General features: G+C 72.6%; 12 protein-coding genes. 8 read left to right on the forward strand and 4 right to left on the reverse strand.

All coding sequences use genetic code 11. The annotated features are described in order from the left end of the window. Window positions 1-8 precede the first annotated feature (8 nt). Together C7444_RS08570 and miaA are read right to left on the reverse strand one after the other, a co-directional pair. Window positions 9-695: an ABC transporter ATP-binding protein gene (locus C7444_RS08570; protein ID WP_110400522.1), complete on the reverse strand. Its 687-nt coding sequence runs from the start codon at window positions 693-695 to the stop codon at window positions 9-11. Continuing rightward, window positions 692-1,681: a tRNA (adenosine(37)-N6)-dimethylallyltransferase MiaA gene (gene miaA, locus C7444_RS08575; RefSeq protein ID WP_110400428.1), complete on the reverse strand. Its 990-nt coding sequence runs from the start codon at window positions 1,679-1,681 to the stop codon at window positions 692-694. Before miaA ends, C7444_RS08570 begins: the two co-directional genes overlap by 4 nt. 169 nt (window positions 1,682-1,850) lie before the next feature. Here miaA and C7444_RS08580 point away from each other — a divergent pair, with 169 nt between their 5' ends. Further along, window positions 1,851-4,211 (forward strand): methyl-accepting chemotaxis protein, encoded by a 2,361-nt coding sequence (locus C7444_RS08580; RefSeq protein WP_146219365.1) that lies wholly within the window; start codon window positions 1,851-1,853, stop codon window positions 4,209-4,211. A gap of 12 nt (window positions 4,212-4,223) precedes the next feature. Here the strand turns inward: C7444_RS08580 and C7444_RS08585 are convergent, their stop codons facing one another. Then, window positions 4,224-4,655, reverse strand: coding sequence for a DUF1841 family protein (locus tag C7444_RS08585; RefSeq protein ID WP_110400430.1), 432 nt, complete (start codon window positions 4,653-4,655; stop codon window positions 4,224-4,226). Window positions 4,656-4,706: 51 nt separating this feature from the next. On the opposite strand from C7444_RS08585, the gene C7444_RS08590 reads away from it, so the two are divergent. The 5 genes from C7444_RS08590 (at window position 4,707) to C7444_RS08610 (ending at window position 9,115) form a co-directional block, all read left to right on the forward strand. Next, window positions 4,707-5,297: a malonic semialdehyde reductase gene (locus tag C7444_RS08590; protein WP_110400431.1), complete on the forward strand. Its 591-nt coding sequence runs from the start codon at window positions 4,707-4,709 to the stop codon at window positions 5,295-5,297. Window positions 5,298-5,307: 10 nt separating this feature from the next. Beyond that, a complete protein-coding gene (locus tag C7444_RS08595; protein ID WP_245909465.1) occupies window positions 5,308-6,093 on the forward strand; it encodes a sulfite exporter TauE/SafE family protein in 786 nt (261 codons plus the stop codon). An 88-nt stretch (window positions 6,094-6,181) separates the two neighbouring features. After that, complete coding sequence (locus tag C7444_RS08600) at window positions 6,182-6,976, forward strand: enoyl-CoA hydratase/isomerase family protein (protein ID WP_110400433.1); 795 nt, start codon at window positions 6,182-6,184, stop codon at window positions 6,974-6,976. Between the two features lie 123 nt (window positions 6,977-7,099). Further along, on the forward strand, window positions 7,100-8,653 hold the full coding sequence (locus C7444_RS08605) for a malonate--CoA ligase (protein ID WP_110400434.1): 1,554 nt from the start codon (window positions 7,100-7,102) through the stop codon (window positions 8,651-8,653). A 69-nt stretch (window positions 8,654-8,722) separates the two neighbouring features. Beyond that, a complete protein-coding gene (locus C7444_RS08610; protein ID WP_110400435.1) occupies window positions 8,723-9,115 on the forward strand; it encodes a hypothetical protein in 393 nt (130 codons plus the stop codon). A gap of 76 nt (window positions 9,116-9,191) precedes the next feature. On the opposite strand, the gene ppc is transcribed toward C7444_RS08610, so the two are convergent. Continuing rightward, entirely contained in the window at window positions 9,192-11,939 is a 2,748-nt protein-coding gene (ppc, locus tag C7444_RS08615) for a phosphoenolpyruvate carboxylase (protein ID WP_211317509.1), read from the reverse strand. Between the two features lie 278 nt (window positions 11,940-12,217). Between ppc and hemC the strand changes: the two genes are divergently transcribed. Both hemC and C7444_RS08625 read left to right on the forward strand, forming a co-directional pair. Then, window positions 12,218-13,165, forward strand: a complete 948-nt coding sequence (hemC, locus tag C7444_RS08620) for a hydroxymethylbilane synthase (protein ID WP_110400437.1) — start codon at window positions 12,218-12,220, stop codon at window positions 13,163-13,165. After that, window positions 13,158-13,967, forward strand: coding sequence for a uroporphyrinogen-III synthase (locus C7444_RS08625; RefSeq protein ID WP_110400438.1), 810 nt, complete (start codon window positions 13,158-13,160; stop codon window positions 13,965-13,967). Before hemC ends, C7444_RS08625 begins: the two co-directional genes overlap by 8 nt. The last annotated feature ends 61 nt before the right edge of the window (window positions 13,968-14,028 follow it).

Raw genomic sequence — 14,028 nt, forward strand, 5'->3', positions numbered from 1 at the left:
GCGCGGGATCAGCCCGGCAGATCCTGCGGCAGCACCCCGGTAGGCGTGAGCCGCAGGCAGCGGTCGGCGCGCCGGGCGCCCGCCAGCGCATGGGTCACGATCAGGCAGCCCGCGCCGTGGGTCCGGGCCTGGTGGATCAGCAGGTCGAGCACCCGCTCGGCGGTGGCCGGATCGAGGTTGCCGGTCGGCTCGTCGGCCAGGATCAGCGCCGGGCGGTGCACCAGCGCGCGTGCGATCGCCACCCGCTGCAGCTGGCCGCCCGACAGGGTGCGCGGCCGCCGCTCGCCCAGGCCGTCCAGGCCCACCTCGGCCAGCATCGCCCGGGTGCGCTGCGCCAGCTCGGGCTCGGCCAGCGTGCCCTGCAGCCGCAGCGGCAGCGCGACGTTGTCGGCCACGCTGAGGTGCGGCAGCACGTGGAAGGCCTGGAAGACGAAGCCCAGGCGATCGCGCCGCAGCGCCGCGGCCTGCGGCTCCGACAGCTGCGCGACCGCCCGCCCGTCGATGCGCACCTCACCCGCGTCGGGCCGGTCCAGGCCGGCGATGCAGTTCAGCAGCGTCGACTTGCCCACGCCCGACTCGCCGATCAGCGCGACCACCTCGCCGGGCTGCAGGTCCAGGTCGATGCCGGCGAACACCGGCGTCTCGCCGTGGCGGCGCGTCAGGCCGCGCAGCGTCAGCAGGGCCGGGGCGCTCATGCCGGCCCCCGTGCCCGCCACCAGGCCAGTGCCCGCGTGACGACCTGCGCGGGCGCATCGGGCGCGTCGCAGGCGATGACCTCGCGGGCGGGCATGCCGCGCAGCCAGGTCAGCTGGCGCTTGGCGAGCTGGCGGGTGGCGGCGCCGGCGCGTTCGGCCAGCTCGCGGGCCGGCCACAGGCCGTCGAGCATCTCCCAGGTCTGGCGGTAGCCGACGCAGCGCATCGACGGCAGGTCGAGGTGCAGATCCCCCCGTGCCCGCAGCGCCCGCACCTCGTCGATCAGGCCGGTCTGCTCCATCAGGGCCCAGCGCTGCGCGATGCGCCCGTGCAGCCAGGCCCGCTCGCCGGGCTCCAGGCTCAGCAGGTGGAAGCCGGCACTGGGGCCGCGGTCCCGCTCGAAGCGACCGGTGTGGAAGCTCGACAGCGGCTGGCCGCTGAGCTGCCAGACCTCCAGCGCCCGCTGGATGCGCTGGCTGTCGCCGGGCGGCAGCCGGGCGGCGGTGACCGGGTCGACACGCGCCAGCTCGGCGTGCAGCGCCGGCCAGCCGAGCTCGCCCGCCCGCCGGTCCAGCTCGGCCCGCACGGCCGGGTCGGCGCCCGGCAGGTCGTCGATGCCGTCGAACAGGGCCTTGAGATACAGCATCGTGCCGCCGACCAGCAGCGGCTCGGCGCCGCGGGCGCGGATGTCGGCGATCAGCCGGTGCGTGTCGGCGACGAAGCCGGCGGCGCTGTAGGCCTGCGTCGGGTCGATCACGTCGATCAGGTGGTGCGGCACCGCGTGCCGTTCGGCCGGGGTCGGCTTGGCGGTGCCGATGTCCATGCCACGGTAGACCAGCGCGGAGTCGACGCTGATGATCTCCAGCGGCGGCAGGCCGGCGGCCACGGCGGCCTGCGCCAGCTGCAGCGCGGCGGCGGTCTTGCCGCTGGCGGTGGGGCCGGCCAGGGCCAGGCAGGGGGTCTGTGGCGTCGGCGTGGGGCGGCTCATGCGACGGCGATGATAGCGGCTGAGGGCCCGCCGGTCGGGGCGAAGGTGCCCCTGGGGGCATCGATGCAGGAGCGCCGGCTTCGCTGGTCTTTTTGGCGGCTTGCCATCGGTCAAGGGGGTTCACAGTCGATCCTGTCCCCGTCCCGAACCCTTCGACCCCACCCACAAGATGACGTCAGTGCTCCGTTTCATCATGACCCCGGGCATCGTCGCCATGGGGCGTTTCCGGCTGCGGACCAAGCTGGGGCTGCTGGCCGGTCTGGTCCTGATCCCGCTGGTCGGGCTGGTCGCGACGACGCTGCGCCAGCAGCAGGCCGACCTGGCCTTCGTGCGCTCGGAGCTGCAGGGCACCCGGCTGGTCGACGCGCTGCTCGAGGCGATGCAGCTGCTGACCGAGCACCGCGGCCAGAGCGGCCTGTCCGAGCGCGCCGGCGGCAACGTCCGGCAGGCGCTGCCGGCCACCCGGGAGCGCCTGAAGCAGTCCGTCGAGGGCATCGACACGCTGGTCAAGACCCAGCCGGACTGGGGGCTCGACGAATCCTGGACCTCCGTGCGTGAACGGCTGCTGGCGGCCAGCCAGGGCCGGCATCCGGGCGTGGGGCGCGAATCCATCGAATGGCATGACCAGCTGGTGCAGGACCTGCGCCGCCTGCTCGGGCGCACTGGCGAGGCCTCGGCGCTGCTGCTCGATCCGCAGGCCAACAGCTTCTTCCTGATGGACCTGGCCGTCGAGCGCACCGCGCCGTGGATCAACCAGATCGGCCAGGCGCGCAGCCTGGTCAGCAGCATCCTGGTGCGGGGCGAGGCCTCTTCGGTCGAGGCCGCGCGGGTGCTGGGCTACGCCACCGAGATCGACCAGAACCTGCTGGACCTGCAGGACCGCATGGACGCGCTCCAGCGGGTCGGCGAGTCCGAGCCGGCCGGCTGGACCGAGGCCCGGACGGCAGCGGCGGGTTTCGCGGGCCAGGTGCGTGCGCTGTTCGTCGGCGGCATGACCACGGTGGACGACGAGCAGGCCGGCCTGCGCCATTACGAAGAAGCCTCCCGGGTCATCACCCGCGTGCTGGCCTTCGAACACGCGGCGATGGACCGCCTGCAGGCCGTGCTGATGCAGCGCGAGCGCGACATCGAGCGGCAGCGGCTGTTGATGGCCGTGGTGGCTGCGGGCATCTCGCTGCTGACGGTCTACATGCTGGCCGTGCTGTCGAGCAGCATCTCGGCGGCGGTGCGTTCGTTGCGCCGCACGGTGGCGGCCTGCGCCCGCGGCGACCTGAGCGTGCCGGTCGAGGTCCGGGGTCGCGACGAGTTCGCCCAGATCGGTCGGGACCTGGAGCAGATGGTGCAGTCGCTGTCGGCCAGCGTGGCCGAGATCCGCTCGCAGGCGGACATGGTCGGCGACGCCGGCCAGAGCCTGGCCGATGCCAGCCAGGCCATGTCGCAGCATGCGCAGCAGCAGGCCTCCAGTCTGCAGCAGTCCAGCGCTGCAGTGCGCCAGCTCAGCGCCTCGGTGCAGGGCAATGCCGAGGGTGCTCACCAAGCTGATGCGCTGACCCGTGACGTGTGCCAGCGCGCCGAGTCGGTGACCGAGGTCATGGGCCGGGCGCTGGAGGGCATGTCACGCATCGAGGGCAGCTCGCGGCGCATGGGCGAGATCATCGCGGTGATCGACAGCATCGCCTTCCAGACCAACATCCTGGCGCTCAACGCCGCCGTCGAGGCCGCGCGCGCCGGTGAATCCGGTCGCGGTTTTGCCGTGGTCGCCGCCGAGGTCCGCACGCTGGCCCAGCGCAGCGCCGCGTCGGCCGGCGAGATCCGCTCGCTGATCGCCCAGTCGGCCGAGGAGGTCGGCTCCGGCGTCTCGCACATCCATGTCATCGACACCCGGGTGCGCGAGGTGGTCGACGGCATCCGCCAGGTGGCCGGCCAGGTCAACCGCATCGCCCGTGGCAGCGACGAGCAGAGCACCGGCCTGCGCGAGATGGCCCAGGTCATCGCCCAGCTCGAGCACATCAGCCAGGACAACGCGACCATGATCGAAGGCGCGGCGGGCGAGGCCCGCGCGCTGCTGGACCGCTCGAGCAACCTGTCGGGGGCGGTGGTCGACATCCGCCTGCGCCAGGGCACCTCCGACGAGGCCCGCCGCCTGGTCGAGCAGGGCCATGCACAGGCCACGTCCGAGGGGCTGCAGGCGCTGCTGGCGCAGTGCAACCGCGGCGACAGCCCCTACGTCGACCGTGACCTCTACCTCTTCGTGCTCGACCGCCGCGGCCACTACCTCGGCTTCGCCGGCCAGCCGGCCCGGGTCGGACAGGACGTGACGCGGCTGCCCGGCATCGACGGCGCGCGCCTGCTGCACGACATCTGGCAGCGCGCCGACCGCTCGCCCGGCTGGGTGGACTACGCGGTGGCCCACCCCGAGACCGGCTTGGCGCAGCCCAAGTCGTCCTTCGTGATCGCGCTCGACCGTGAGCACGTGCTGGGCTGCGGGGTCTACAAGCGCCTGCCCAGGGCCGCGCTCGCCAGCGCCTGAGCCTGCCCGGTCTCAGCGGGTGGCGCGCTGCCTGACGCGGTCGAGGTAGGCGTGCGGATCGGGAGGCAGGCCGCTGCGCTGCGACTGCCAGATCATCTCGCCCAGCAGGTCCATCACCTCGTGGTGGGCGGCGTGCAGGTCCTGGCGCCGGGCCGCCAGCAGCTCGACCGCCTGGCGGATGCCACGCGGCTGGTCGATCGACACCTGCTCGCTGATCGACAGGTGCATCGACAGGTGCAGGAAAGGATTGGTGCGACCGTCCTCGACCGTGTAGACCGCCGCGAGCGCCGCCTCACGATCGGCCAGGTCGGCGTGGTACTCGGGGTGTCGGGTGATCCACTCGGCGGCGAGCGTCTCCATCGGAGACATCGTCTCGGCGGCGCGCTGCTTGCGCCAGGCCTCGCAGAAGAATGAACGGACGTCGTGCTGACTGGGGGCGAACATGCGAGGATTGTCACCCGATCGACAAGACCGCCGTCCGGCACCCCCCATTTCATGACCACTGCCCTGAACGCGCAAGCCCTGGCCCAGCTCTTCACCGACGCCCGCACCCACAACGGCTGGCTCGACCAGCCCGTGAGCACCGAGACCCTGCACCAGCTCCACGAGCTGACCCGCTGGGGCCCCACGGCGATGAACAGCTGCCCGCTGCGCCTGCGTTTCATCACCAGCACCGAGGCGCGCGCGCGCCTGCTGCCGCTGATGATGGAAGGCAACCGCGCCAAGACGGCTGCCGCGCCCGTGGTGGCCATCCTGGCCGTCGACGGCGCCTTCCACGAGCAGATGGGCACGCTGTTCCCGGTCTTCGATGCCGTGTCGATGTACCGCGCCGCCCCCGAGCGTGCCCAGCGTGACGGCGCCCTGAACGCCCATCTGCAGGCCGGCTACTTCATCCTGGCGGCCCGCTCGCTGGGCCTGGACGTCGGCCCGATGGGCGGGTTCGACCCGGCCGGCGTGGACGCCGAGTTCCTGGCCGGCACGCCGCTGCGCAGCTTCCTGGTCGTCAACCTCGGCCATGGCGACCCGGCCGCGCTGCGCCCGCGTGGCCCGCGCCTGTCGTTCGACACGGTCTGCGAGATCCTCTGATCGGGCCGGCGTGATCGCGCAATGGGGGGCGCAGTGGTGGGCGGCACTGCCGCACGACGCCCTGTTCTATGCGGTGGCCGTGCCCTCGGCCCTGTTGCTGGGCCTGGGCAAGTCGGGCTTCGGCGCGGGCTTCGGCTCGCTCGCCACCCCGCTGCTGGCGCTGGCCATGCCGGTGCCGCAGGCCGCGGCGGTGATGCTGCCGCTGCTCACCGTGGCCGACCTGGTCGGGCTGTCCAGCCTGATGCGCGAGGCCGATCGCCGGCTGCTGTGGCGGCTGCTGCCCGCCGCCCTGGTCGGCGTGCTGATCGGCTGGCTCAGCTTCGGCCTGCTCGGGCGGGCGACCGTCTCGGGCATCGTCGGCGGGCTGACGCTGCTGTTCCTGGCGCAGCAGGTGTTCTTCCCGCCGCGGGCCGATGCACGGGCGGCCGGCCCCTGGGCCGGGGCCGTGCTGGGCATGACCTCGGGCTACACCAGCTTCGTCGCCCACGCGGGCGGCCCGCCGGTCATCGCCTACCTGCTGCCGATGCGCCTGCCGCCGATGACCTACACCGCCACGCTGGCGGTGCTGTTCGGCGCCGTCAACCTGTCGAAGTGGCCGATGTACGCCAGCCTCGGCCTGATCGACCTGCGGGGCCTGGCCACCTCGATCGGCCTGATGCCGCTGGCGATGCTCGGCGTCTGGATCGGCCTGAAGCTGGCCCGCCGGCTCTCGCCGCGGCGCTTCTACCTGCTCGCCCAGCTGGGCATGCTGCTGACCGGCCTGAAGCTGCTGGCCGACGCCTGGCCGCGCGGCTGAGCGGGCCCGCCGCCTTGTCAGCGGGCCGGGAGGTCCGCTCGCTAGCATCGCCGGTTTGCTGTCCGCCACTTCGATCCAAGGACCCGACATGAGCAGCGCCGACGTGCGATTCGCCCCCCACAGCACCCTGCAGGACGTCGCCGTCCTGACCCTCAGCCACCCTGGCAAGCTCAACGCCGTCAGCGTCGTGATGTGGCAGCGTCTGCACGAGGTCTTCGACGGCCTGGCCGAGCGCGAGCCGCGCCTGCGTGCGGTCATCGTGCGCGGCGAGGGCGGCAGCTTCGTCTCCGGGGGCGACATCGAGGAGTTCCCCGCCTTCCGCTTCGACGAGGCGCGCCTGCGCCATTTCCACGAGCGCATCGTCGCCCCGGCGCTGGCGGCGATGTACCGCTGCGACGTGCCGCTGGTGGCGCAGATCGAGCGGGCCTGCGTCGGCGGCGGGCTCGAGATCGCCTGCCAGTGCGACCTGCGCATCGCCGGGCAGGGCAGCCGCTTCGGCGCGCCGATCGCCCGGCTGGGTTTCCCGATGGCCCCCGACGAGCTGGCCGGCGTGGTGCGGGTGGTCGGCTGGGCCACCGCCGCCGAGGTGCTGCTCGAGGCCCGCCTGCTCGACGCGGCCACCGCGCTGCAGCGCGGCCTGGTGCAGCGTGTCGTGCCCGACGAACAGGTCGCCGCCGAGGCCGAGGCCACCGCCGCCCGCATCGCCGCCGGTGCGCCGCTGGCCGCCCGGCTCAACAAGCGCACGCTGCGTCTGCTCGCCCCGCAGGTCGGCTTCACCGAGGCGCAGCGCACGGCGCTGGCCGCCTACGCCAGCGGCCCCGACCACCGCGAGGGCATCATCGCCTTCATCGAGAAGCGCCCGCCGAACTTCACCGGCTCCTGAGCCCGGCCTGCGCCGGGCCGCCCGCGTGGTGGCCGGCGCCTCGTCCGCCACCGTCGGTCCGACGCACAATCGGCGGCTGTCACCGCGCCGGCCGGGCCGGTGCGCCCCGAGGAGCCCCGTGCCATGCCACCGACCGACGACCAGAACCTCTACAGCGCGCTGCGCGCCGCCTTTCCGAGCGACCTCGACGGGATCGCCATCGAGACCGACAGCGGCCTGAACTACTCCTGGCGCGACCTCGAGCGGGCCTCGGCCATGCTCGCCAGCCTGCTCGCCTCGCTGGAGATCCCGCCCGGTTCGCGCGTGGCCGTGCAGACCGACAAGTCGGTCGAGGCGCTGGCGCTCTACCTGGCCACGCTGCGCGCGGGCTTCGTCTACCTGCCGCTCAACACCGCCTACCAGCGCGCCGAGCTCGAGTACTTCATCGACAACGCCGAGCCGGCCGTGTTCGTCTGCACCGGCGCGGCCTTCCCGTGGCTGTCCAAGCTGGCCTTCCAGCGTGGCGTGGCCCATGTCTTCACGCTCGAGGACGACCGCACCGGCACGCTGCTCGAGCGGGCCTCGCACTTCAGCGACCGGCACGAGCCGGTTCCGCGCCGCGCCGACGACCTCGCCGCCATCCTCTACACCAGCGGCACCACCGGGCGCAGCAAGGGCGCGATGCTCAGCCACGGCAACCTGCTGTCGAACGCGTTGGTGCTCAAGGACTTCTGGGACTGGCGGCCCGGCGACGTGCTGATCCACGCGCTGCCCATCTTCCACGTGCACGGCCTGTTCGTCGCCATCCACGGTGCGCTGCTCAACGGCAGCTGCATGCTGTGGCTCGGCCGCTTCGACCCGAAGGCCGTCGTCGAGCGCCTGCCGCGTGCCACCGTCTTCATGGGCGTGCCCACGCTCTACGTGCGCCTGCTGCAGGAGTCCGGCCTGACGCGCGAGGCCTGCGCCGGCATGCGCCTGTTCATCTCCGGCTCCGCGCCGCTGCTGATCGAGACCTTCCGCGACTGGCAGACCCGCACCGGCCACACCATCCTCGAGCGCTACGGCATGAGCGAGACCGTGATGCTCACCTCCAACCCCTGCCGCCCCGAGGCCGGCGAGCGCGTCGGCGGCACCGTCGGCCCGGCGCTGCCCGGTGTCGGCGTGCGGGTGGTCGACGACACGGGCGTGCGGCTGCCCGCCGGCGAGATCGGCCAGGTCCAGGTCCGCGGCCCCAACGTCTTCGCCGGCTACTGGCGCCTGCCCGGCAAGACCGCCGAGGAGTTCACCACCGATGCCGACGGCCAGCGCTGGTTCCGCACCGGCGACGTCGGCCGCTTCGACCCGAAGGGTTACCTCACCATCGTCGGCCGCAGCAAGGACCTGGTCATCACCGGGGGCTACAACGTCTATCCCGCCGAGGTCGAGGGCTTCCTCAACGAGCTGCCCGGCGTGGCCGAGTCCGCCGTCATCGGCGTGCCGCACCCCGACTTCGGCGAGGCCGTCGTCGCCATCGTCATCGCCCGCCCCGGCGCCACGCCCGACCCCGACGAGCTGATCGCCTCGCTGAAATCACGCATCGCCGGCTTCAAGGTGCCCAAGCGCATCCTCATCGCCCCCGACCTGCCGCGCAACACGATGGGCAAGGTGCAGAAGAACCTGCTGCGGGAGTGGCATCGAGGGGTGCTGGCCGCGCCGTGACGGGCTGCACCGAGGGTTTTCCCTGGTCTTGCCTCAGAATGCGCGGATGGCAGTTTCCGGAAACACCCCATGAACCAGGTCACCACGGCGCCGGTCCCGGCGGAGCAGGCCCATCTGCAGCGGCTGGAGCAGTCGATGGAAGCGCTCGATGTGCAGATCGCCCGGCTGGCGCGTGTGCTGGGGCTGCCGCTCGACCAGAAGGACGGCTTCCTGGAGGCGATGCGCGAGATCCATGCGCCCGGCGCGGGCCTGTCGTCCTCGGTCCACCGGGACGTGGTGCTGCACACCGAGCTGCGCGGGCTGCTGGTGCTGCGTTACGACCTGATCCGCCGCTATGCCGAGCAGGTGGGCCCGGAGACCACGCGCCACCTGCTGCTCGAGGCCGAGAGCCACCTGCTGGCCATCGGCTTCGAGCTGGGGGCCGACGGCATCGATCTGGACGGCCTGCTGCCCGCGAACTGAAGCCGGCGGTCGCGGGCCGTCGGGCCTGTCCGGACCGCGGCGGCTGGCGCCGCACGGCCCGGTGGGCCCGCCTGCGTCAGCCCGTGTTGCGCAGGCCGGCGGCCACCCCGTTGATCGAGATGTGGATGCCGCGCTGCAGGCGCTCGACCGTGGAGTCGGTCTTGGCGTCGGCCGGGCGCTGGCGGTAGCGGCGCATCAGCTCGACCTGCAGGTGGTTCAGCGGGTCGAGGTAGGGGAAGCGGTGCTCGATGCTGCGCGCCAGCGACGGGTTGCTGGCCAGGCGCTGCGTGTCGCCGGTGATCTGGTTCAGCGCGGCGTCGGTGCGCTGCCACTCGGCCTCGATGGCGGCGAAGATCTTCTTGCCCAGCTTCTTGTCCTCGACCAGCTCGAGGTAACGCGCGGCGATGCGCAGGTCCGACTTGGCCAGCACCATGTCCAGGTTGGACAGCAGGGTGCGGAAGAAGGGCCACTGCTTGAACATCTTCTGCAGCAGCGCCAGGCGGGCGGGGCGCTTGTCCTCGCCCTGGGCGCTCAGGTAGCCCTCGACCGCCGAGCCGAAGCCGCACCAGCCCGGCAGCGCGACGCGGCACTGGCCCCAGCTGAAGCCCCACGGAATGGCCCGCAGGTCCTCGATGGCGCGCGTGGCCTTGCGCGAGGCCGGGCGCGAGCCGATGTTGAGCTCGGCGATCTCGCGGATCGGCGTGGCGCTGAAGAAGTAGTCGGTGAAGCCCGGGGTCTCGTAGACCAGCGCGCGGTAGGCGGCCATGCTGGCGTTGGAGATCTCGGCGGCCGCGTCCAGGAAGGACTTGGGCGCGCTCTTGGTCGGGTGCAGCAGCGTGGCCTCGAGCGTGGCGGCGACCAGGGTCTCGAGGTTGCGCAGGCCGATCTCCGGGTGCGAGTACTTCGAGGCGATGACCTCGCCCTGTTCGGTCAGGCGGATCTGGCCGTTCACCGTGCCCGGGGGCTGGGCGAGGATGGCCTGGTAGCTCGGGCCGCCGCCGCGGCCGACGGTGCCGCCGCGGCCGTGGAACAGGCGCGGCACGATGCCGTGGCTCTTGCCCAGCGTGGCGAACAGCTCGACCAGCGCCAGCTCGGCCGCATACAGCTCCCAGTTGCTGGTGAAGAAGCCGCCGTCCTTGTTGCTGTCGGAGTAGCCCAGCATGATGTCCTGCTCGCCGCCCGAGCGCTGCACCAGCGCGGCCACGCCGGGCAGGGCGTAGAACTGCTCCATGATGGGCGCGGCGTTGCGCAGGTCGCCGATGGTCTCGAACAGCGGCACGACGATCAGGTCGTTGATCGCGGCGTCGCTGTCGAGCTTGCCGCGCAGCAGGCCGACTTCCTTCTGCAGCAGCAGGACCTCGAGCAGGTCGCTGACGTCCTCGGTGTGCGAGATGATGTAGTGGCGCAGCGCGTGGCGGCCGTAGCGCGCCAGCATGGTGCGGGCGGTCTCGAAGATGGCCAGCTCGCTGCGGGCGTGCTCGGAGTAGTCCGCCCCGATCACGCGCAGGCCGCGGGCGTCGTTGAGCTGGCGCAGCAGCAGCTCGCGCCGGCCGCTCTCGTCGAGCGCGCTGTAGTCGGCCTCGATGCCGGCGATGCGCAGCAGCTCGGCCACGACCTCCTCGTGCTTGTCCGAGCTCTGGCGCAGGTCGACGGTGGCCAGGTGGAAGCCGAAGACCTGCACCGCGCGCATCAGCGGCGCCAGCCGCGCGCCGATCAGCGCATCGGCGTGGTGGAAGCGCAGCGAGGCCTCGATGGTGCGCAGGTCGGCCAGGAAGTCCTCGGCCTGCAGGTAGGGGTTCTGCGGCGGCACGGCGTGGCGCAGCGCGTCGGTGCCGGTCAGCTCGTGCAGCGTGGCGGCCAGGCGCGAGTACATGCCGATCAGCGCGCGGCGATACGGTTCGTCCTTGCGGTGCTCGCTGCGGTCGGGCGAGCGCTCGGCCAGCGCCAGCATCTCGGGCGTGACCTGGGCCAGCAGCAGCGACATCGACAGCTCGCCGCCCAGCGTGTGCACCTCGGTCAGGTAGTAGCGCAGCGCGGTCTCGCTCTGGCGCGACAGCGCCCGCTTGAGCGTCTCGGCGGTGACGAAGGGGTTGCCGTCGCGGTCGCCGCCGATCCAGTTGCCCATGCGGAAGAAGTTGCCGATGTCGCAGCCCGGCAGCGCCCGCTCGACCTCGCCGTACAGGCGCGGGATCTGGCGCAGGAAGGTCGAGTGGTAATACGACAGCGCGTTCTCGATCTCGTCGGCCACCGTCAGCTTGGTGTAGCGCAGCATGCGCGTCTGCCACAGCTGGGTCACGCGGGCCAGCAGCATGGCCTCGTTGTCGGTGCGGGCGCGTTCGGTGTGCAGGCCGTCGCGCTCGCCCACCAGCTCGGCGATGGCGCGCTCGGCGTCGAGGATGCTCTTGCGCTGCACCTCGGTCGGGTGGGCGGTCAGCACCGGCGAGATGTAGGCCTTGCCCAGCGTGCGCGCGATGTCGGTGGCCCGCACGTCACCCTCGGCCAGGCGCTCGAAGCACATGGCCAGCGAGCCTTCCTGCAGGTCGCCGGCGCGCTCGTGCACCTCGCGGCGGCGCACGTGGTGGCGGTCCTCGGCGATGTTGGCCAGGTGCGAGAAGTAGCTGAACGCACGGATGACGCTGACCGTCTGGTCCACCGTCAGGTTCTTCAGCAGGCGGTCCAGCGCCTTGCCGGCCGTGGCGTCCTGCTTGAGGCGGAAGCCGACCGACAGCTGGCGCACCTTCTCGACCAGCTCGTAGGCCTCCTTGCCCTCCTGCTCGCGGATCACGTCGCCGAGGATGCGGCCCAGCAGGCGGATGTCCTCCATCAGCGGGCGATTCTTCTCGGCGGCGTCCTCACGCACCCGGGCGGTGCTTTCGGCGACGGTCGTGGCGGAGCGGCGGGTGCGGGCGGCACTGGGCATTGAAACCTCGAGGTCTGGGATGGCGTAACTTGGTTACTGGAAATGGTAGCAGTTTATGCGCAATAAACATGCGAACCAACTGTCATCGGCATCGCCTGGTGTTGGTGCGGCGCTGCATCCGGGAAGGACCAGCATGGGGCGTGCCCGCTTCGGGCGGGTGCGGGCTGAGGGACAATCGCGCCATGACTACCTTGCCCGACCCCTGCGTCATCGCCACCCGAGAAAGCCGGCTCGCCCTGTGGCAGGCCGAGCATGTCCGAGACCTGCTGACCGAGCGCCTGGGCTGGTCGGTCGACCTGCTGGGCATGACGACCCGCGGCGACCAGATCCTCGACCGCGCGCTGTCGAAGGTCGGCGGCAAGGGCCTGTTCGTCAAGGAGCTCGAGACCGCGCTGGAGGAGGGCCGTGCCCACCTGGCGGTGCACTCGCTCAAGGACGTGCCGATGGAGCTGCCCGACGGGTTCTCGCTGTGCACGGTGCTCGAGCGCGAGGACCCGCGCGACGCCTGGGTGTCCTCGAGCTTCGAGAGCATCGAGGCGCTGCCGCAGGGCGCCCGCGTGGGCACCTCCAGCCTGCGCCGGGTGGTGCAGCTGCAGGCCCGGCGGCCCGACCTGGACGTGCAGCCGCTGCGCGGCAACCTCGACACCCGTCTGCGCAAGCTCGACGAGGGCCAGTACGACGGCATCGTGCTGGCGGCGGCCGGGCTCAAGCGCCTGGGGCTGGCCGAGCGCATCCGCCAGGTGATCTCGCCCGAATGGATGCTGCCGGCCGCGGGGCAGGGTGCGCTCGGCATCGAGGTGCGCACCGACGCGACGCCGCTGCGCAACGCGCTGGCCGGCCTGATCCACACGCCGACCTGGCTGGCGGTGCACGCCGAGCGGGCGGTGTCCCGGGCCCTGGGTGGCAGCTGCAGCATGCCGCTGGCCGCCTATGCCTTCTGGTCCGACGGGGCGCTGGCGCTCGAGGCCCGGCTGGGCGATCCGCTGCAGCCCGGCCGGCCGATGCTGCGGGCGCAGCAGCGCAGCCGGGTCGCCACGACCACGGCCGCCGAGGCGCTGGGCCAGGGGGTGGCCGCCGAGCTGATCGAGGCTGGCGGCCGGGACATCCTGGACCGCCTCGCCCATGGCTGATGCGGCGGCATCGCGCCGCGCGCTGCTGGTCGTCACCCGGCCGCAGCCGCAGGCCGATGCCTGGGTGCGTGACCTGGCCGCCCGCGGCCAGCCGGCCGTGGCGCTGCCGCTGATGCGCATCGAGGCCCTCGAGGCCGACGGCCCGGTGCTGCGGTCGGCCTGGCGCACGCTGGCGCAGCACCGGCTGGTGATGTTCGTCAGCCCGAACGCGGTGCTGCAGTTCTTCGCCGGCCGCCCGGCGGCGGCCCCCTGGCCGGCGGACACCCGCGCTGCCGCGACCGGCCCGGGCACCGAGGCCGCGCTGCTGCAGTGCGGCGTGCCGGCCGGGCTGATCGATGCGCCGGCGCACGACGCCGAGCGCTTCGACGCCGAGACCCTGTGGCAGCAGGTGCTGGCCCGGCGGGACTGGACCGGCGCGCAGGTGCTGATCGTGCGGGGCGAGGACGGCCGCGACTGGCTGGCGCAGCGCCTGTGCGCCGCGGGAGCGGGCGTCGACCTGCTGGCCGCCTACCGGCGCCAGCCGCCGTGCTGGTCGACCGCGGAGGTCACGCTGCTGCGTTCGCTGCTGGCGCAGGCCGAGGCGACCGGGCGGGCGCGTCCGGTGTGGTTCTTCAGCAGCTCGCAGTGCATCGAGCACCTGGCCGCGCACCTCGTCGACGATCCCGAGCGCCTGCGGGCGGCCCGGTCGCTGCCGGTGCTGGCCACCCATCCCCGCATCGCCGAGACGGCCCGGCGGCTGGGTTTTGCCGAGGTGAGGCCGGTGTCGCCGGATGCGGCGGCCGTCGTCGCTTCGCTGGACTGATCGGATCGGCCCGAGCGTGTGCCGGATCGGCGCACCCCCTCGATACAATCGACGCGCACCT

The sequence above is a fragment of the Sphaerotilus hippei genome (assembly GCF_003201595.1).
Classification (GTDB): Bacteria; Pseudomonadota; Gammaproteobacteria; order Burkholderiales; family Burkholderiaceae_C; genus Sphaerotilus; species Sphaerotilus hippei.

What these genes read in the sequence shown, in the direction of transcription:
- C7444_RS08570 (WP_110400522.1), bottom strand. Translation starts at nt 695, where the DNA reads ATGAGCGCCCCGGCCCTGCTGACGCTGCGCGGCCTGACGCGCCGCCAC.
- miaA (WP_110400428.1), bottom strand. Translation starts at nt 1,681, where the DNA reads ATGAGCCGCCCCACGCCGACGCCACAGACCCCCTGCCTGGCCCTGGCC.
- C7444_RS08580 (WP_146219365.1), top strand. Translation starts at nt 1,851, where the DNA reads ATGACGTCAGTGCTCCGTTTCATCATGACCCCGGGCATCGTCGCCATG.
- C7444_RS08585 (WP_110400430.1), bottom strand. Translation starts at nt 4,655, where the DNA reads ATGTTCGCCCCCAGTCAGCACGACGTCCGTTCATTCTTCTGCGAGGCC.
- C7444_RS08590 (WP_110400431.1), top strand. Translation starts at nt 4,707, where the DNA reads ATGACCACTGCCCTGAACGCGCAAGCCCTGGCCCAGCTCTTCACCGAC.
- C7444_RS08600 (WP_110400433.1), top strand. Translation starts at nt 6,182, where the DNA reads ATGAGCAGCGCCGACGTGCGATTCGCCCCCCACAGCACCCTGCAGGAC.
- C7444_RS08605 (WP_110400434.1), top strand. Translation starts at nt 7,100, where the DNA reads ATGCCACCGACCGACGACCAGAACCTCTACAGCGCGCTGCGCGCCGCC.
- C7444_RS08610 (WP_110400435.1), top strand. Translation starts at nt 8,723, where the DNA reads ATGAACCAGGTCACCACGGCGCCGGTCCCGGCGGAGCAGGCCCATCTG.
- ppc (WP_211317509.1), bottom strand. Translation starts at nt 11,939, where the DNA reads ATGGAGGACATCCGCCTGCTGGGCCGCATCCTCGGCGACGTGATCCGC.
- hemC (WP_110400437.1), top strand. Translation starts at nt 12,218, where the DNA reads ATGACTACCTTGCCCGACCCCTGCGTCATCGCCACCCGAGAAAGCCGG.
- C7444_RS08625 (WP_110400438.1), top strand. Translation starts at nt 13,158, where the DNA reads ATGGCTGATGCGGCGGCATCGCGCCGCGCGCTGCTGGTCGTCACCCGG.